Here is an 18,054-nt window from a genome sequence, read left to right as displayed (position 1 = left end):
TTTTATCTGCTCGCCTGCTTTGTTACTTTTGTGCTCCAAAATTCGGAAAATTAGAGATGTCGCATTATCGTTTTATTGCAGTTGAAGGGAATATAGGTTCGGGGAAAACGACACTGGCAAAACGCCTGGCCGCACATTATAATGCAGAGCTGGTGCTGGAGACTTTTTCTGAAAATCCATTTATCTCTTCCTTCTACGAAAATCAGGCACAATATGCATTGCCGGTTGAGCTGCACTTCCTGCTGGACCGATTTGAACAGTTACGCAAACTGGACGCAGATGCACCGATGATTGTTGCAGATTACTTATATGGAAAATCCAACCTGTTTGCCGGAGTGACGCTTACGCAACACGAGATGGAATTGTTTAAACGGGTAATGGATAACCTCAAGCCACCGGTCATGAAACCGGATCTGCTCATCTACCTCCATGCTTCTATCAGTAAATTAAAGCAGAATATACAGAAACGCGGACGTAGCTACGAACAGCATATCAGTACAGAATACCTTGAGAAGGTACAGAATGCTTACCAGCCTTTCCTGAAGCAACATTCTAAGGTATTGATGGTTGAAATGAATAATGTTGATTTTGAAAGTGATGAACATTTTAATGAACTGGTGCAGTTCCTCGAAAAGGATTACGATTTCGAACACCACTTTTTCACTGTTCAGTAAAAATATACTTATCCCCCTTTCTGGGGGATTTTTGTTTTAATGCTTTTATGCCTGCGAAAAGCGTTGTAAATTGCGTTGATTTCTATTTTAAATCTAATCAAGAATAATGAAGAAAATTTTATTATCCTTTGCCGCTGCCTGTACTTTGTTCAGTGCGCGTGCTGATGAAGGGATGTGGATCCCTATGCTGATCGGTAAAAATATCGATTCAATGAAAGCTAAGGGTTTCCGCCTGTCTGCTGAAGACGTATACAGCATTAATCAGGCTAGCCTGAAAGATGCAATCGTACATTTCGGAGGTGGCTGTACCGGAGAGATTATCTCTGCGAGCGGTTTGCTGATCACTAACCATCACTGTGGTTATGGTAATATTGCTGACCTGAGTACTGTTGATAAAAACTATCTGGAAGACGGTTTCTGGGCTAAGTCTATGGATCAGGAATTACCAGCTGCAGGGCTGAGTGTGAAATTCCTGGTACGTATGGAAGATGTGACAGAGAAGGTTGTAGCTGCTCAGAAGAAAACAAAGAAAACCGATAAAATCTTAGAAGATATCACTGCCGAGGCAAACGAAGGTGGTAAATATGCTTCACAAATCTCTTCTTACTTTGGCGGTAACCAATACTTCCTGCTGGTGTATGAAGTATATACTGACGTGCGCCTGGTAGGTACCCCTCCTAAATCTTTAGGTAAATATGGTGGTGATACCGATAACTGGATGTGGCCTCGTCATACTGCGGATTTCTCTATGTTCCGTGTGTATGCCAACAAGGATAACAAACCGGCTAAATACTCTAAAGATAACGTTCCATACAAGCCTAAAAAATTCTTACCTGTAAACATTCAGGGTGTAGAAAATACCGACTATGCTATGGTTATGGGTTATCCTGGCCGTACTAACCGTTATGAAACTTCTTACGGTGTAGATATGGCGATCAATGAAGTGAACCCTTCTATCGTGGAGCTGCGTGATGCCCGCCTGGCTATTATGCGTAAATACATGCGTCAGGATAAAGCGGTGAACCTGAAACTGGCTTCCAGCTATGCAAGCATTGCGAACTACTGGAAATATTATATCGGTCAGACAGAACAGCTGAAACGCCTGAATGTAATTGCAGACAAGCAAAAGAACGAAGCTGCATTCACGGATTGGGCTGCTAAAAACCGTCCGGGTTATAAAAACATTATGGCAGATTTCGGTAAGATCTATGCGGCTTACCGCCCTTACGCGAAACAAAACGTATACCTGTCAGAAGGTATTTCGGCTCCGGTACTGGCTAAACTGGCTGCCAGAGCAAACAGCGTACTGAAGGTGATTGAAACCGGTAAAAAAGAAGACATTACTAAAGCGGTAAATGGTCTGAAATCATACCGTAACAGCCTGATGGAAGATTATGTTGCACAGGTTGACCAGGAGATCCTGGCTAAAACTATGGAGATGTATTATATGGAGATTCCTGCAAGCCAGCAGCCGACTATCTATAATTCGGTTATCTTCAAGAAATTTGACAGCAATAAGCCTGCTGAAGCATTCAAAAACTATGCACAGTACCTGGCAGATAACACCATTTTACTGGACAACAAGAAATTTGATTTCTTCGTAACCAACCCGAATGCGGATGTGCTGAAAAATGATCCTGCTGTACAATATATGGGTAGCTTCATGGACAACCAGGATAAAAACTTTAAAGAGAAACTGGAAACATACCAATTGGCTAAAGGTAAACTGGCTAAAGATTATATCGATGGCCTGATGAAAATGCAGCCAGAAAAAGCATGGTCTCCGGATGCGAACTCCACTATGCGTGTAACCTACGGTTCTGTTGGTGGTTATAACCCTCAGGATGCGGTTACTTATAACTACTATTCAACTATCGATGGTCTGATGGCTAAGTACAAACCAAATGACTATGAGTTTGACCTGCCTAAAGAATTTATCAATTTATACAATGATAAAAACTACGGAGAGTATGCAAATGCGAATGGTACAATCGTAACCTGTTTTATTACCAATAATGACATTACCGGTGGTAACAGCGGTAGTCCGGTGATCAACAAGAACGGAGAACTGATTGGTCTGGCATTTGACGGTAACTGGGAAGCGATGAGCGGTGATATCGCTTTCGACAAACAATACAAAAGAACGATCGTTGTAGATTCTCGTTTCGTACTGTTTATCATTGATAAACTGGGTGGCGCGAAAAACCTGATCGAAGAAATGCAGGTCGTAAAATAAGCTTGCAACCATATACAATGCTACGATCATTATCGGTCGTAGCATTTTGTTTTTATCATTATTCAGAAAGATTTAAATACATGAAAAAATATTTATTACTCTTAAGTTTTGTCTCCGGAGCATTCGGTCTTTCGGCACAGAACAAACAGTTCAGCATGAATGATGCCGTACTGGGCTTACGCACCAATCTTGCGGTAGAGAACCTGAGCCAGCTGAGCTGGTTGCCGAATGAAGATGCCTATGTGTTTACCAAAAACAACCAGGTATTCAAAACGGCAGTGCCTTCTATGAAAGAGACACCATGGATCTCTTTAAGCAGTTTTAACCAGCTGGTATTCGGGAAAGATAGTCTGCGTACCATTCCGGCCATACACTGGGATAATGAAGTGCCTTATTTTCAGCTGAAAAACGATCTGTATTTCTTAGGTAATGCCAGCAATAATTTACTGGTAGAAAGACCATTCTCTATCGATCGTGCAGCAGAGAACCTGAAAGTGAGCGGCCGTATGGTGGCTTATACTGTTGGTAATAACCTGCAACTGGTAGATGCACAGAAGAACAAACACGTGATCACCAATGATGCGGAGACCGCACATATCAAGAACGGTCAGAGTGTACACCGTAATGAATTTGGTATCGATGGTGGTATCTTCATTTCACCTAAGCAGAACTTTGTTGCTTTCTACCGCATGGATGAAAGTATGGTGAATGACTATCCGGTTATCAACTGGGCCGTTACGCCTGCAAAAAATGAAAACATTAAATACCCGATGTCCGGTGGTAAATCACATGAGGTGACTATCGGCGTGTATAATATTGCTACCCGTAAAACAGTATTCCTGAAAACCGGCACGCCTAAGGACCAGTACCTGACTGCCGTGACCTGGAGTCCTGATGAGCAGCATATTTATGTAGCTGTACTGAACCGTGCGCAGAACCATATGTGGTTGAACCAGTATGATGCCCGTACCGGTGATCTGGTAAAAACATTATTTGAAGAAAAGAATGACAAGTATGTAGAACCGCAGCATCCGCTGACCTTTATCCCGGGTAAGAACAATGAGTTCCTATGGTGGAGTGAGCGTGATGGTTTCGCCCATTTATACCGTTACAACACCAGCGGTAAATTACTGAACGCTGTTACTTCAGGATCATGGGTGGTGAATGAGCTGATTGGCTTCACGAAGTCTAATGAAGTGATCATCTCTTCAACAAAAGAGTCTGCAAAAGAAAAACATGCTTATGCAGTAAACCTGAGTACTGGTGCCATGAAGCGCCTGGACCAGGGTAATGGTGTGCATACGGTAGACCTGAGCCAATCCGGCAGTTACCTGATCGACCGTTACAGTAATGCCACTACGCCGCGTAATATCAATGTGGTGCAAAGCAATGGTAAGCTGGTGAAGAATATTCTTACCGCTAAAGACCCGCTGGTAAGCTACGAGCGTCCTAAAGTACAGGAAGTAACCCTGATGGCTGATGATGGTACACCGCTGTTTGGTAAACTGATCTACCCGACAAACTTTGATCCGGCTAAAAAATACCCGACAATTGTATATTTATATAACGGCCCTCACGTACAACTGATCACGGATAACTATCCGGCCAGCGGTAATCTGTGGTACGAATATATGGCACAGCGTGGTTATGTGATCTTTACTATGGATGGTCGTGGCAGTGGTAATCGTGGTCAGAAATTTGAGCAGGCTACCTTCCGTCAGTTAGGTACTGTAGAGATGAATGATCAGCTGGTGGGTGTAAACTACCTGAAAGGTTTATCATTTGTAGATGCTTCCCGTATGGGTGTACATGGCTGGAGCTTTGGTGGCTTTATGACGACCTCTCTGATGCTGCGTCATCCGGGTGTGTTTAAAGTAGCTGTAGCCGGTGGTCCGGTAATCGACTGGAGCATGTACGAGATCATGTATACAGAGCGTTATATGGACACTCCTCAGGAAAATCCTAAAGGTTATGCAGATAATAACCTGCTGACCAAAGTGGAGAATCTGAAAGGTAAATTATTGATGATTCATGGTGCGCAGGATGATGTAGTGGTATGGCAGCACTCTATGAAATTTATCAAGGCTTGTGTAGATAAAAATGTACAGCTGGACTATTTCGTATACCCTGGTCACCCGCATAATGTTGGTGGTAAAGACAGGGTACACCTGATGCAGAAAATCGCTGATTATTTTGATGATTATCTGAAGTAATACAGGTTTTAATAAATAGAAAGAGGTACACAATTATTGTGTACCTCTTTCTATTTAAAGGTTATTATCTGTCGGGTATGTACGCTGTAATAATGATTAACTGACTATCTGCATGTAGTCAACTATTTTATTCGTCCTTTTGTCCGGCAACAAAAGGACCAAAAATGCCTTTGTTTTCATCAAGGCGATTGCGGGGCACCGCCATTTTGTATCGTTGCGTGCATTGATCGTCTGAGCTTAACGTGTGACGCGTTCACTGCTCAACGATCGCAGCTCCACTCCAAAATGGCTATCGCTGTGATGAAAACAATAAGCGATCCGTACAGAACAGATCGCTCGAAAGGCCTTATAAATCCGGCGTTCATAAAATCATTGGCTCGGTCGATAAAGTCGTAAACCACTGTCTGAGCGCAGCGAGTCTGGTTTGCGACCGGCCGACACATTGATTTTTAGCCAGGGATTTATACAGCCTTGATTTTTTGGCGGTACCTTTTGCATCAAGGCAAAAGGTAGCCATAAAAAGGAACTCGAGAAAAAAGGCAAATCTTTGTTTCTATATAATATTATGGGCACTCTAAATACACCTGCATAGATAAGGCAAATACGCTGTGTAATACTGAAGTGTATGTTAGTATTTACCAGATATTTTTTTGGATCGATTTCTTGCTGATTACCGGTAAAAATCTGTATATTGATCACAGATTTGTGAGTCATTTTCGTTGCAAAAGGGTTAATAAATGCAATTGAACAGTGTGTAATTGTCTATATTTTTAGCTGAAATGAAATACAGGACCCGATGTTTACAATAACATAATATGAATTATTTGTTAAGAGTCTTTAATATTGCGGTACAATTTTAAAAATACAAATCCTGATGCTTCCAAAAGGTAAAATACTGGTTGTAGACGATGAACAACCCATTGTAGAATTCATTTGTTACAATTTAGAAAAAGCGGGTTACGAAGTATCCTCTTCTACCAACGGTAATGATGCGGTACGTGTAGCCAGACATTTTAATCCTGACCTGATCCTGCTCGATGTAATGATGCCGGGAAAAGACGGTTTTCAAACCATTAAAGAACTCAGACAGATCCCGAGCCTCGACAGTACTATCGTGATCTTCCTTACAGCGATGAGCGATGAGAAATCAGAGATCATGGGTCTGGAGCTGGGGGCAGACGATTACATTACCAAACCGATAAAGCCGGATCTGCTGGTAACCCGTCTGAATATTGCCCTGCGCCGCGTGAAGAAAGATCGTGATGAAGAATCGGTGATCAGCTTCGGTGACCTGGTGATCAATAAAACCAAATTCTCGGTTACTTATAAAGAAGAAGAAATCATCCTGGCTAAAAAAGAATTCGAATTGCTGAACCTGCTGGCTTCCAAACCGGGCCGTGTGTTCCTGCGTAATGAGATTCTGCAGAAAGTATGGGGTACAGATGTGATTGTAGGCGACCGTACGATTGACGTACACGTACGTAAAATCCGTCAGAAGATGGGTATTGACCTCATCACCACCGTAAAAGGGGTAGGCTACAAATTTGAAATGTCAGAATAGACAAAACGTTTTTTACTATAAAAAAAGTCCTGTGCAATTTTTGTACAGGACTTTTTGCTGTCTAAAATTTGATATTTATTGATTTTTTTATATATTTGTATGCAAAGTGTTCAACATGAAAAGAATGATTCTCCCTTTCGCCCTCTTGTTTGCTACCACCCTTAGCGTACAAGTATCCGCCCAGCAGGCAGGCAAAAACAGCCAGACTTACAACATTCATTATGCACAGGACGTGCCTTATGTTGAAGATCAGGCATCTAACCAGAAAATGGAACAGCTGGATCAGTACTTTAAGCAGTATGTTGTTGCTGCTAAAAAGAACGAAACCGCTAAGCTGGCCGATCTGAAAGCCAAGATCAGTACCTGGAAAACCGACAACCAGAGCTGGATCAGTGGTTTGAAAGAATTCGAGACCAAAAAAATTAATCAATGGCTGGAACAAGCCGATAAGTCATTAAGACTGTACGATCAGAAATAATCTATTCTGTTTGTACACCATAATAAGAAAGGCCCCGGAACATTTCCGGGGCCTTTCTTATTATGGATCTTTATAGTTTCGTTGTTGCTGTCCACCTGTACTATGCCCAGCAAGAGTTCAGCAGGGTACAGCTCAGTATTTTCTACTTACTCATTAGTGTATACCCTTTTTACCCTTTGAGATACCGAAGTCATGATCTCATAAGGAATGGTGTCGGCCCAGCCTGCAAGGCGGGTAACCGGTAGCCCGGTGCCAAATACCGTTACGGTATCGCCTACCTGCACATTAGAGATGCCTGTAATATCCAGCATACACATATCCATGCAGATAGAGCCCAGTGTAGGGGCGAACTGTCCGTGGATGAGCATTCCCCCCTTGCCATTCCCGAAGTTCCGGAAATAGCCGTCTGCATAGCCAATACGCACAGTTGCTACGGTACTGTCCTGGTTGATCTGTCCTCTGCGGCTGTAGCCAACCGTTTCCCCGGCCTTTAAAGTACGTATCTGTGCTACGGTAGTCTTAAGCGATCCGACAGGCTGTAAGAGGCTGCTGGTCGATGGATTGGGGTCAATGCCATACAAGCCGATCCCCAGGCGCACCATATCAAACTGCAGATCCGGGAATCGCGATATGGCTGAAGTATTGCATAAGTGTCGTATGGGACGGTAAGGCAGGGCTTCCAGCAGGTAATCGCTCATGCGGGTATATCGTTCTGCCTGTAGTTGTGTAAAGTCATCAAAACGGGCCTCATCGCTACCTGCCAGGTGACTGAATATACTTTTAACCTCGACCTGCGGATGGTTTAGTAAGGTTTGTACCAGTTGGGGCAATTCGCTTTCATTAAAGCCCAGCCGGTGCATGCCCGTATCCAGCTTAATGTGTATCGGATAGGCCTCAGCATCTTTTTGTGCAGCAACCCTGATAAACTGTTCAAGCGATAGCTGGCTGAAGATTTCCGGTTCTATCTTCCAGGAGATCATCTGCTCATAAGAGGCCAGCTCGGGGCTCATGACCATAATAGGCATGGTAATGCCCGATTTGCGCAGGGCAATGCCCTCGTCCAGGTAGGCCACCGTAAGGTAGTCTACGCCGGCATATTGCAGCAGGTTCGCAATCTCAAAGCTACCGGTTCCGTAGGAGAAGGCCTTAACCATAGTCATCAGTTTTACACCCGGTTGCAGCATATTCTGGTACACCTTCAGGTTATGGTGCATGGCAGATAAATCTACCTCCATTACGGTCTGGTGTTTCTTCTCTTCCAGCATGGCTTCTATCTGCTCAAAAGCGAACTCGCGCGCGCCTTTCAGCAGGATGGTCTCTTCATGAAACATAGCGGTATTGCTTTTGTTCAGGAAGTCATCTGTATCGGTATAGAACTGTTGCTCCATTTCCGGATATGCGCCGAATGCGGCTTTATGCTCATTCAACCGTGGTCCGATCCCGATCAGGCGGTTGATGCCTTTTTGCTGTAACAGTGCCGCTACTTTTTCATAAAAGGTATGATAGTCTTTTTTTACCTGCAGGATATCGGATAGTATCAGGGTCTTGCGCCCATGTTGCTGTTGCTGGTTAAGAAAGTCCAGGGCGATCTGCAGAGAGGTATAATCAGCGTTATAAGAGTCATTGATCAGGGTACAGTTATTGATACCCTCTACCAGTTGCAGGCGCATCGCTACCGGATGCAGCATCGGAATCAGCTGTGCTGCCCGTTCTGCGGCAATGCCCAGCTGCAGTAAAGTACACCAGCAATGAATAGCATCTTCTATATAAGCGCGGTCCGTATAGGGAATGGAGATCTGTAATTCCGTTCCCTGGTGTAAGGCTGTAATATGGGTTATATGGTCTTCTGTACGGGTATGGGTTATACGGAGGGTTGCTTCTTTGTAATAAGACCAGGTAAATAAAGATAAAGGGTGGGTCTGGTGTCTTTGTGCTACCATTGCAGCCACCTCTGCATGTAGCTCATCATTGTCCGAACAATAGATCAGTACTTTGCTTTCGGCAAACAGCAATAACTTTTCGCGGATCTTTTCCGCCTTATTGCGGAAGTGCTCGCTGTGTGCATCTCCAATATTGGTCAGCAGGCCAATCTCCGGACGAATCATCGCGGCCAGAGCTGCCATTTCTCCGGGTTCTGAGATGCCTGCCTCAAAGATGCCTATGGTATGCTCAGGCTGCATCATCCAGAGGGAAAGCGGTACCCCGATCTGCGAGTTATAACTCTTCGGACTGCGCACCGGTCCTGCATGCTGGTTATAAGGGGCACATTGAGATAATAATTCGTACAACCACTCTTTCACAATAGTCTTTCCATTGCTGCCGGTAATACCGATCAGCGGGTACTGGTACTGTATCCGATTATAGTGTCCGATTGCCTGTAGTGCAACCAGTGTATCCGGTACTGTAATCCACACTGCATCTGGAAAGGAAGTGGTGTCTATCTGCGCATCCGATACCAGGAAGTTGCGTATGCCTTTTGTATAGGCATTGTCCAGGTACTCATGTCCGTCTCTTTTATGCCCTTTTAATGCTACAAACAACGCATGTGCAGCATTAACAACCTTGCGGCTGTCAATGATCAGTTCCTGTATGTCTATATCCGTTTCGGAGTGTAGTGCAGGCAGGGACAGGGAGCGTATAATGGCGGAAAGTAACATGATGGTATTTTAAATGTAATGTATAATGTTCGGCTGTTCAAATATACGGAATGCCGATATAGCAAACTAGCTTTTTGCCGGCCGGAATGCAAAGTTACGGTCTTGTTATTCCAAACAAAAAGTAAAAATTTTTTAATCCCTGTTAATATAAATTACTGCAATTTTACGATTACAAATAAGCAGATCATGCGCCAAAAAATAACACGTTTCCTGAGCCTGGCCGGAGTAGCGCTTATCGCAGCCTGCAGCCCGAAACAACAGTATCTGAATACCCGTCATCAGGCGGTAAATCTGACTATATCTGATACGATCCCTGCAGACACGGGCATGGTCAGGTTCCTGAGCCCTTACAAGCAAAAGATGGACAGTAATATGAATCAGGTAATCGGTTATTCAGATGTGAGCCTGACCAAGGCATTGCCCGAATGTAACATGGGCAATTTTGCAGCAGACGCACAGCTGGATGCAGCGCGAAAACTGCAGGATGGCGTAGAGGTTTCTGTAGTGAACTATGGTGGCTTACGCATTCCTTTTATCCCTAAAGGCGCGATTACCAAAGGTCGTATATATGAGCTGATGCCCTTTGATAATATGGTGACTATACTGGAGGTGCCGGGTCAGGTATTGCTGCAGTTCTGCAATCATATGGCGAAACGAAAAGGATGGCCGGTCAGCGGTATGGCGTATGTCATCCGGAATGGGCAGGCAGAGCAGGTACTGGTACAGGGCAAACCTGTAAATCCGCACCTGGTCTATAAAGTAGCCGTTTCTGATTATATAGCCAATGGGGGTGATGATTGTGATTTCCTGAAATCCTGCAAGAAATACCCCTCATCCGTTTTCCTGAGAGATGCGCTTATGGATAAGGTGCGCTCGGGCGCCCTGAAAGGAAATACAATTTACCAGGACCTTCAAAACAGAGTACGCAATGCAGAATAGAAGAGATTTTATCAAGAAAGTGGCCATAGGCAGTGGATTGCTGGCTACACAGAGCTTTCCTTTTGAGGCTTTGGCGGCGCAGGATATCAGCCTGACCATATTGCATACCAATGATACACATTCCCGCCTCGATCCTTTTCCGGAAGATGATCGCAACTATCCGGGGCAGGGTGGTATTGTAGCCCGCGCAACCGAGATCGCCCGCATTCGCAAAGAGCGGGAGCATATACTGCTGCTGGATGCCGGTGATATCTTTCAGGGCACGCCTTACTTTAATGAGTATAAAGGAGAGCCGGAAATAATGGCTATGAGCCGTATGGGCTATGATGCCAGCACCATGGGTAATCACGATTTTGATATAGGCCTGGAGGGTTTTGCAGCGCAATTGCCGCATGCAAACTTTCCCTTCCTGGTAGCCAATTATAATTTTAAGCATACCCTGCTGGAGGGCAAGGTAAAACCTTATAAAGTATTTCGCCGGGGACCGTTGAAAATAGGCGTATTCGGACTGGGTATCCAGCTTCATGGCTTGGTAGCCAGGGAGAATTACGGAAAGGTATGGTATAATGATCCTGTAGTGACTGCAAAAGAGGTGGTGCACCTGTTGAAAAATAAAGAAGGTTGTGATATGATCATATGCTTATCACACCTGGGTTACAGGTATGAAAGTGACAAAGTCAGCGACCATGTTTTAGCTGCAGAAACAACCGATATTGATCTCATTATCGGGGGGCATACGCATACCTTTTTGCCGGAGCCTGTAAGCCTGAAAAACAAGGTGGGCAAGGATGTGCTGGTCAACCAGGTAGGCTGGGCAGGACTCCGTTTAGGCAGGATAGATTTTGTTTTTAATCATAAGAATGAATTAAAAAACATGAAAGCCCACACTGTAATTCTGAGCAAATAAACAAGAGGAAAAAATTTTTTTTTTACACATTTTGTTTAGAATTTTGAATTCCTAAATGCAGAGAGATTCGACAACTCTTCCGTGAAGACCGGCCCTTGTAATGAGGGGTAAGTAGCGAAACAATTTACTAGTTTTAGTAAGCCAATTAACTGTTCAGTATGCAACTTTTTTTAAAAGTAATAGTCATACTGACGTGGATTTGTCGCCTCTGTAAATTAGGAATAGCATTTAAGACATATTTTTCTGAATATCAGCAACCTCTATTATAACTAAATGAATCAACCTCAACCTACCGTTCAGCACGAGCACCTCGACCCTGCCATCGCTTGGGAGAGATGTTTGTCTATCATTGAAGATAATGTCAACAGAAGGGCTTATCAGACATGGTTCCTGCCGATCCGCGCGGTTGATTTGACCAATAATATCCTCACCATACAGGTGCCAAGCCAGTTCTTCTACGAATGGCTGGAAGAGCACTATGTTGAGTTGCTGGCCAAAACCATCAAAAGAGTCTTAGGCCGTTCCGGTCAGCTTGCTTACCGCATACAGATGGAGAACAACTCTCAGAAGCAACCGGCTACCATGCAACTGCCTGCAAGCAGTCATGCAAGACCGAGCAAAGAGAGTAATTATATAGACATGCCGCTGATGGTAGAGGATCCTTCCAAGATCAAGAATCCGTTTGCCATTCCGGGTATGAAGCGTATGCAGATTGATGCGCAGTTGAATGTAAATCTGGTCTTTGATAACTTTATCGAAGGAGAGTGTAACATTCTTTGCCGCAACTCCGGTCTGCGTGTCGCACAAAAACCAGGCGAAACTTCATTCAATCCCCTGATGATCTTTGGTGGTACCGGTTGCGGTAAAACCCACCTGATGCAGGCTATTGGTAATGAAGTGCGCAAGCAGCATCCGAACAAAACGGTGTTGTATGTAAGTGCCGAAAAATTTATCAATCAATATATCGAGCATTCCAAAAATCGTGAAGTAGGAGATTTTATTAATTTCTACCAACTGATCGACGTCTTGCTGCTGGATGATATTCATATTTTTACCAATGCGCCTAAGGCACAGGATGCGCTGTTCGCGATCTTCAATCACCTGCACCAGAATGGTAAGCAGATTGTATTGACGAGCGATACGGCACCTAAGGACCTTGATGGCATGCAGGAGCGCCTGCTGAGTCGTTTCCGCTGGGGACTGACGGCAGAGATGATGCAGCCCGACTTTGAAACGCGTAAGGCTATCCTTGAGGTGATTATGCGCAATGAGGGTACAGAGATCTCTGAAGAGGTAGCACAGTACATTGCATTCAATATTCAGAACAATATCCGTGACCTGAGAGGGGCCGTTATTTCCATCCTGGCACAGTCTACTTTACTGAAGAAAGATATAGACCTGGAGCTGGCAAAACGTGTGGTGAAAAACCTGATCAAAACGCCGGAAAAAGAAATTGGTATAGGAGATATCCAGAAGATGGTTTGTACCTATTTCAAGATCGATTATGATAAGCTGCAATCGAAGACCCGAACGGGTGATGTGGTGAACGCCAGACAGATTGCGATGTACCTGGCGAAGAAGTTTACCAAGTGTTCTTTAAAGACAATCGGAGACCATTTCGGTAAGCGCGACCACACTACGGTGATCCACTCTGTACAGAAAGTAGAAGACTTCCTGAAGACAGATGAAAAGTATCGCGAGTCATTCCTTGAAATCCAGCATAAAGTGCAGCTGGCGGCGATGTAGGAGAAAAAAAGTTCAACAAAAATTTGTTTTTCTAAAAAGTAAAATATACCTTTGCACTCCTTTCGATAGCGAAAGAAACAAAGTTCTTAATGGTCTGGTGAGGTGGATGAGTGGCTGAAATCAGCAGTTTGCTAAACTGCCGTACGGGTCAAACTGTACCGGGGGTTCGAATCCCCCCCTCACCGCACTTTTGATTAAGATTGAAAGACCGGATAGGGAAGTAGCGCAGTCCGGTAGCGCACCTGGTTTGGGACCAGGGGGTCGCAGGTTCGAACCCTGTCTTCCCTACAAAACGAAAAAGTCATCCATTTGGATGACTTTTTCGTTTTTAGTGCTATCAGAAAATCCAGACAGGCTTGTAATATTTCATTTTACCATACATTTCCTGAATCCCAATATCATAGTGAGTTTGACAGCAATTTCAATGGCCTTGTTTATGAATTAGCTTTCCTGTTGACGCTGCTTCGATTATCCAAAAATGAACTTAGCTAGGAATGCTAACTTTCCATTGAAGTCGATAATACTGATCCATCAAGTTTTGTTTCACAAACAAGAATATACTGCGTTTTGTCCGGGTCAATAGTATAGTCAATGACGACTGTAGGTTCGTGCTCTGTATCTTCTATATCAATACTAATACGAACGGGCCTTAAGGCTTTGATCATTGCTGTTTTGAGATCAGTATCGGGATGGGAATAGGCAAGTATTTCCTTCAATGTTTCATTGTTGAATTCCTGCAGATGATGGTCGACATACATCTCAACACCTTCTTCTGAACCGTCCGCACTTGCATGCTCAATATAAGCTTTGGGCTTTTTAAGGATATGCTCAATATTATTTAAAAAGGTTTTAATTGCATCCAACTGCTCTAAATCTATAGTATCATCCAATAGGTTTAATTCCAGTACAATCTGGTCATTGCTTAATGTCATGTTCGCGTAATACTCGCTTTCCATGTTATCAAAATCTATTGTTCCGAAGTAGGGTAAGGTATAGTTTTTCATTTTTGTTTAATTGAACATTAAAAATAGGTTATCTATTAAAGGTCTCAACCTTTTAATTATTTACTGAAATGAAATACCTTAATGCGATCGTCAAAATATAAATTATTGTAGTTAATTAGTCTTGGATATACATAATCCTTTTAAGTTCTTTGCATAAAATATATTCTGCACAATATTTTCATCGCTAAATGATACACCTACCCCAGAAACATATAATCCATCGGAATGAATTAATGATGGTTTGTCAGCATTAAGCCAGGAACCTAAATTAAGTTCATAATAATTACCGGCAATAATTTTTGTACATAAATTATTGCCCTCCTTTAAAGATACTAATTTAAATATTGAATCATTTCTCTCAACATAAATGATATAAGCTTTGGGAATAGAATCGATTTTTGTTACTAAATATTCATTTTCCTTATGTTGCTGTTTATGCTCTAGAGGTTGTTTATTTCTTTTTGTCATATTACATGATAAAAAAAATAGGATTGTAATCAATGTGATGTATTTCATTGCTTATGAATTAAGGGGTGGATTGAATGTTAATTGGCGCTTATGTTCCATCATCAATAACATAATCTATTTCCCTCTATTTGGATTGTAATATACTACATCAATATCAGATGACAATGCCGGGTAGCCTGTTCTCTGTGTCTCTACCACACCTTCGTATGCTTCAACCGCTTCATGCATCATATTATTATAATAGTTGTGCATAACTTGCATCATTTGCGGTTTTATACTTTGAGAGGCTATAGCTCTATCGTCAAATTTCCCCGGGAATTCCCCTGGTCAATTTTATTTCCATTAAATGATCCAGTGGTAATAGTTTTCGAAGTTGTACTTGTATCTCCTCCTTTATGTTCCAGTAATCTGTATTTGGATTTTGTTGGAAACCAATTTCAATCCATTTATTATAACTATCAACTGACAGTCTTTATGTATTGTGTAAACAAAAAGCTTTCAAGTAGAAACTTGAAAGCTTTTTGTTTATAGGGGTAAAAATTAGAGGTTTATGAAGGTACTCACTCTTATTTCTTAATCACTTTTCCTGTGTATTTTACAGTTGACTGTACATCTGTTATATTGATGAAGTATACTCCTGGATTAAGTAAAGAAAAGTCTACAATAACTGAAGATTCTTTAGCAACAGAGGTATAAACAACACGACCATTTATATCATATACAGAAACAACATCCTTCTCGTTCAATCCCTTAACAGATGCTTTGTCAAAAACCGGATTTGGACTAACACTGATCTGATCAACGGAATTCAATCTTACCGCCTTAACAGCAGATAAAGCGCTACTTCCATCATTGTCCTGAATACGCAGGCGGTAATAATGAGTGCCATTCGTTACGTTGTTATGAATGAATTTGTAATTATTAACATCTACACTATTTCCTTTTGCCACCTGGCTTCCGATCACTTCAAAGTCAGTACCATTAATACTGTGCTCAATCAAATAACGACCAACATTCATTTCTAATGCACTAGTCCAGTTAACTTGTACATCTTTACCTTTTAATTGCGCTGTAAAGCCAGTCAAGATCGCTGGTAAAGCACCCGGGAATGTAATAGAATATTGTACCGACGCACCAGCAACACCTGCATTGTCTAAAATTGTATAATTAAAGCTCACAGAACTTGTACCTCCACTGGTGAATTTTACGGATAATAAGGCCGGATTAAAGTTTGGTATAGTATCAGTATTTGTGATCTTAACACCATTATACCATAGTTCATTCTGAGCCGGAATAGTTGTAATTACAAAAGTACTTCCAGATCCTTTTGCACCGTCTTCAGCATCTGTTCCACTGAGTGTTGCAGGGCTGTTGATAGCACCAGTACCATTTAAGGTTAAGGTTGAGTTCATTGCTGGTGGAGCATCTAAAGTATAGGTTTGAGAATTTGGAACAGGCTTTTTGTCTAATCCAAAGTCAAGGTCAAGAATATCAGTAGAGCCGACTGTAATAAGAAGGAATCCATCACCCTGCACATTACCCGGGAAAGTGCCGGATACATTTGCTCCCTGCCATTCCGCAGTATGCTTCCAGTCAGAAGGAATATTTGCTCCGGGATTAGCACTCCCAACTGTACCCAGTGTAGTACCGATTGAAAGGTTGTAAGTCGAGTTTTTAGGAATATTCGGCATGGTCCATGAACCGTTTGCAGCCACAGGAACACTTGCAATTACCAACCCGGTATTACGATCAAATAGTGTTACATATAATTGTTGGCCGGAAACGGTGTTAACAGGAGTGCCATTAATAGTGGCATCAGCCAGACCATTACCATCATCAAATACATTCCCGCCTATTGTAACCGGATCAAGAGTCGCATCTTCAAAGTCCATTGTAACTGCGATCAGATCCATACCACCAATGGTATTGTCATTTCCATCGGTATTAGTGGGGAAAATGCTGGAATTTGTAAAATCTAATATCTCACTGCTGTTTGTCGCAGTAACATCTCCGGCCATAATAGAATAGCCGTATACTGTTGGTGTACTTGTTGCTGCAAGGCCAAAGCTGCCTACAAATGGAATAAACACTCCGCCAATAGATTGGGTCACGGCATCAATAGCAGCAATTTGATACGGTGCAGGTATTGCGGAACCTCCAAATGCCGTACTATTCATGATTCCATATGGTTTATCTGCAATAATATCTGTAGCCCCCCATGCCGAATTTGTTACGGTATAAATGTTACTATAACTTGTCGGATTTCCCTGAGCATCAACCGATAAAATTAAGGCAACTTTTATGCCACCATGATTTGTCGGAGTACCACGTTCAAACAAAGTAATACCATTGCCATTATTCGCTTTAATATCCCTTGGCGTATCGAATACTACATCAATACGTTCAATATTGTTATTATTACCTTGGTTATTACCTTCATTGCCTAAAATATTATCACTACCCCGGTTAATAGTACGTCCGGTAAATGCCAGCTCCATTGAGTCCATGTAAGATGATCTCATATATTTATTACTTGCCGATAACCAATTGCCTGCTACAGGAGCAGTATACATAGCGTCATTGATTTCGAAAAATAAGATGATTTTATCTCCGGTAGCATTCGCATTGTCAACCCTTCTAAATTTAACGGTAGATGGCAGCAATGTAGATAATACATAGTTTTTACCCCCAGCCATATAGCTTTGTAGCTGAAGATCATTCTGGTTGCTATTGCCCGTAGTCCCAAAATATTGGGTGAAGTTTGAATTTACATTATAGGATACATTACCTGATAATGATGTTTCATAGTAAGCATCAATAGAAGTAATAGGCTGTACCTGAGCATATATTTTGCTTGTTAAGGCAAGGCTCCCAATAGCATAAAGCGCAAATAGTTTGTTGTTCATTTTACTCATAACATTTGGTTTTGATCATATTTAAAATTCTGTCCAAAATTATATGAGGCTTGCGCTCAATTGATTAGAGTGCTGGAGAACTTAAGTACTGTTTATTCGTAACAGGTTGTTAATGAGATAGATATTCATAGAATGAAATTGACTATCAGCTTAAGATTTCACAATGCTTTTATTGATAATCAGTTATTTACGAGAGAGTGGTATTTAATGAAATAAATTTCACAAAATAACTAAAGTACTGTTTCTGCTTTTTTCT

The 18,054-nt window shown here is 42.3% G+C and carries 13 protein-coding genes and 2 tRNA genes; 10 read left to right on the top strand and 5 right to left on the bottom strand.

Annotation, left to right across the window (positions count from 1 at the left end):
* Positions 1-56 precede the first annotated feature (56 nt).
* The 5 genes from FTD44_RS01680 (at position 57) to FTD44_RS01660 (ending at position 7,162) form a co-directional block, all read left to right on the top strand.
* On the top strand, positions 57-674 hold the full coding sequence (locus FTD44_RS01680; RefSeq protein WP_222164874.1) for a deoxynucleoside kinase: 618 nt from the start codon (positions 57-59) through the stop codon (positions 672-674).
* 106 nt (positions 675-780) lie between these two features.
* Positions 781-2,910: a S46 family peptidase gene (locus tag FTD44_RS01675; RefSeq protein ID WP_222164873.1), complete on the top strand. Its 2,130-nt coding sequence runs from the start codon at positions 781-783 to the stop codon at positions 2,908-2,910.
* Between the two features lie 80 nt (positions 2,911-2,990).
* The gene (locus FTD44_RS01670; protein ID WP_222164872.1) at positions 2,991-5,123 is read left to right on the top strand and encodes a S9 family peptidase; all 2,133 of its coding nucleotides are present in this window, start codon (positions 2,991-2,993) and stop codon (positions 5,121-5,123) included.
* 874 nt (positions 5,124-5,997) lie between these two features.
* Positions 5,998-6,684 (top strand): response regulator transcription factor, encoded by a 687-nt coding sequence (locus FTD44_RS01665; protein WP_129020975.1) that lies wholly within the window; start codon positions 5,998-6,000, stop codon positions 6,682-6,684.
* A 115-nt stretch (positions 6,685-6,799) separates the two neighbouring features.
* Positions 6,800-7,162, top strand: coding sequence for a hypothetical protein (locus FTD44_RS01660; protein ID WP_222164871.1), 363 nt, complete (start codon positions 6,800-6,802; stop codon positions 7,160-7,162).
* A gap of 146 nt (positions 7,163-7,308) precedes the next feature.
* Here FTD44_RS01660 and FTD44_RS01655 read toward each other — a convergent pair whose 3' ends face one another.
* The gene (locus FTD44_RS01655) at positions 7,309-9,819 is read right to left on the bottom strand and encodes a bifunctional UDP-N-acetylmuramoyl-tripeptide:D-alanyl-D-alanine ligase/alanine racemase (RefSeq protein ID WP_222164870.1); all 2,511 of its coding nucleotides are present in this window, start codon (positions 9,817-9,819) and stop codon (positions 7,309-7,311) included.
* 186 nt (positions 9,820-10,005) lie between these two features.
* Here FTD44_RS01655 and FTD44_RS01650 point away from each other — a divergent pair, with 186 nt between their 5' ends.
* The 5 genes from FTD44_RS01650 (at position 10,006) to FTD44_RS01630 (ending at position 13,699) form a co-directional block, all read left to right on the top strand.
* On the top strand, positions 10,006-10,758 hold the full coding sequence (locus tag FTD44_RS01650) for a 5'-nucleotidase C-terminal domain-containing protein (RefSeq protein ID WP_222164869.1): 753 nt from the start codon (positions 10,006-10,008) through the stop codon (positions 10,756-10,758).
* Positions 10,748-11,665 (top strand): bifunctional metallophosphatase/5'-nucleotidase, encoded by a 918-nt coding sequence (locus tag FTD44_RS01645; protein WP_129020980.1) that lies wholly within the window; start codon positions 10,748-10,750, stop codon positions 11,663-11,665. The genes FTD44_RS01650 and FTD44_RS01645 overlap by 11 nt, the downstream gene beginning before the upstream one ends.
* Positions 11,666-11,938: 273 nt before the next feature.
* Complete coding sequence (gene dnaA / locus FTD44_RS01640; RefSeq protein ID WP_129020981.1) at positions 11,939-13,411, top strand: chromosomal replication initiator protein DnaA; 1,473 nt, start codon at positions 11,939-11,941, stop codon at positions 13,409-13,411.
* A 96-nt stretch (positions 13,412-13,507) separates the two neighbouring features.
* Positions 13,508-13,596: transfer RNA gene (locus FTD44_RS01635), tRNA-Ser, on the top strand.
* A 29-nt stretch (positions 13,597-13,625) separates the two neighbouring features.
* Positions 13,626-13,699 (top strand) — tRNA-Pro (locus FTD44_RS01630).
* A gap of 209 nt (positions 13,700-13,908) precedes the next feature.
* On the opposite strand, the gene FTD44_RS01625 is transcribed toward FTD44_RS01630, so the two are convergent.
* The 4 genes from FTD44_RS01625 to FTD44_RS01610 form a co-directional block, all read right to left on the bottom strand.
* Entirely contained in the window at positions 13,909-14,415 is a 507-nt protein-coding gene (locus tag FTD44_RS01625; RefSeq protein WP_222164868.1) for a DUF2004 domain-containing protein, read from the bottom strand.
* 111 nt (positions 14,416-14,526) lie between these two features.
* Positions 14,527-14,931, bottom strand: coding sequence for a hypothetical protein (locus FTD44_RS01620; protein ID WP_222164867.1), 405 nt, complete (start codon positions 14,929-14,931; stop codon positions 14,527-14,529).
* Between the two features lie 66 nt (positions 14,932-14,997).
* Positions 14,998-15,147, bottom strand: coding sequence for a hypothetical protein (locus tag FTD44_RS01615; protein ID WP_222164866.1), 150 nt, complete (start codon positions 15,145-15,147; stop codon positions 14,998-15,000).
* Between the two features lie 302 nt (positions 15,148-15,449).
* Positions 15,450-17,798, bottom strand: coding sequence for a T9SS type A sorting domain-containing protein (locus FTD44_RS01610; protein ID WP_222164865.1), 2,349 nt, complete (start codon positions 17,796-17,798; stop codon positions 15,450-15,452).
* Positions 17,799-18,054: the final 256 nt, after the last annotated feature.

It is taken from the genome of Edaphocola aurantiacus (genome assembly GCF_019797745.1).
GTDB classification, from domain to species: domain Bacteria; phylum Bacteroidota; class Bacteroidia; order Chitinophagales; family Chitinophagaceae; genus Edaphocola; species Edaphocola aurantiacus.
The sequence above is the reverse complement of the archived record's forward strand: the minus strand, read 5'-3'. Positions and strand labels throughout refer to the sequence as shown.

Bases quoted from the DNA above. Each gene is read 5' to 3' on its own strand.
- FTD44_RS01680 (WP_222164874.1), top strand. From the start codon at position 57: ATGTCGCATTATCGTTTTATTGCAGTTGAAGGGAATATAGGTTCGGGG.
- FTD44_RS01675 (WP_222164873.1), top strand. From the start codon at position 781: ATGAAGAAAATTTTATTATCCTTTGCCGCTGCCTGTACTTTGTTCAGT.
- FTD44_RS01670 (WP_222164872.1), top strand. From the start codon at position 2,991: ATGAAAAAATATTTATTACTCTTAAGTTTTGTCTCCGGAGCATTCGGT.
- FTD44_RS01665 (WP_129020975.1), top strand. From the start codon at position 5,998: ATGCTTCCAAAAGGTAAAATACTGGTTGTAGACGATGAACAACCCATT.
- FTD44_RS01660 (WP_222164871.1), top strand. From the start codon at position 6,800: ATGAAAAGAATGATTCTCCCTTTCGCCCTCTTGTTTGCTACCACCCTT.
- FTD44_RS01655 (WP_222164870.1), bottom strand. From the start codon at position 9,819: ATGTTACTTTCCGCCATTATACGCTCCCTGTCCCTGCCTGCACTACAC.
- FTD44_RS01650 (WP_222164869.1), top strand. From the start codon at position 10,006: ATGCGCCAAAAAATAACACGTTTCCTGAGCCTGGCCGGAGTAGCGCTT.
- FTD44_RS01645 (WP_129020980.1), top strand. From the start codon at position 10,748: ATGCAGAATAGAAGAGATTTTATCAAGAAAGTGGCCATAGGCAGTGGA.
- dnaA (WP_129020981.1), top strand. From the start codon at position 11,939: ATGAATCAACCTCAACCTACCGTTCAGCACGAGCACCTCGACCCTGCC.
- FTD44_RS01625 (WP_222164868.1), bottom strand. From the start codon at position 14,415: ATGAAAAACTATACCTTACCCTACTTCGGAACAATAGATTTTGATAAC.
- FTD44_RS01620 (WP_222164867.1), bottom strand. From the start codon at position 14,931: ATGAAATACATCACATTGATTACAATCCTATTTTTTTTATCATGTAAT.
- FTD44_RS01615 (WP_222164866.1), bottom strand. From the start codon at position 15,147: ATGATGCAAGTTATGCACAACTATTATAATAATATGATGCATGAAGCG.
- FTD44_RS01610 (WP_222164865.1), bottom strand. From the start codon at position 17,798: ATGAGTAAAATGAACAACAAACTATTTGCGCTTTATGCTATTGGGAGC.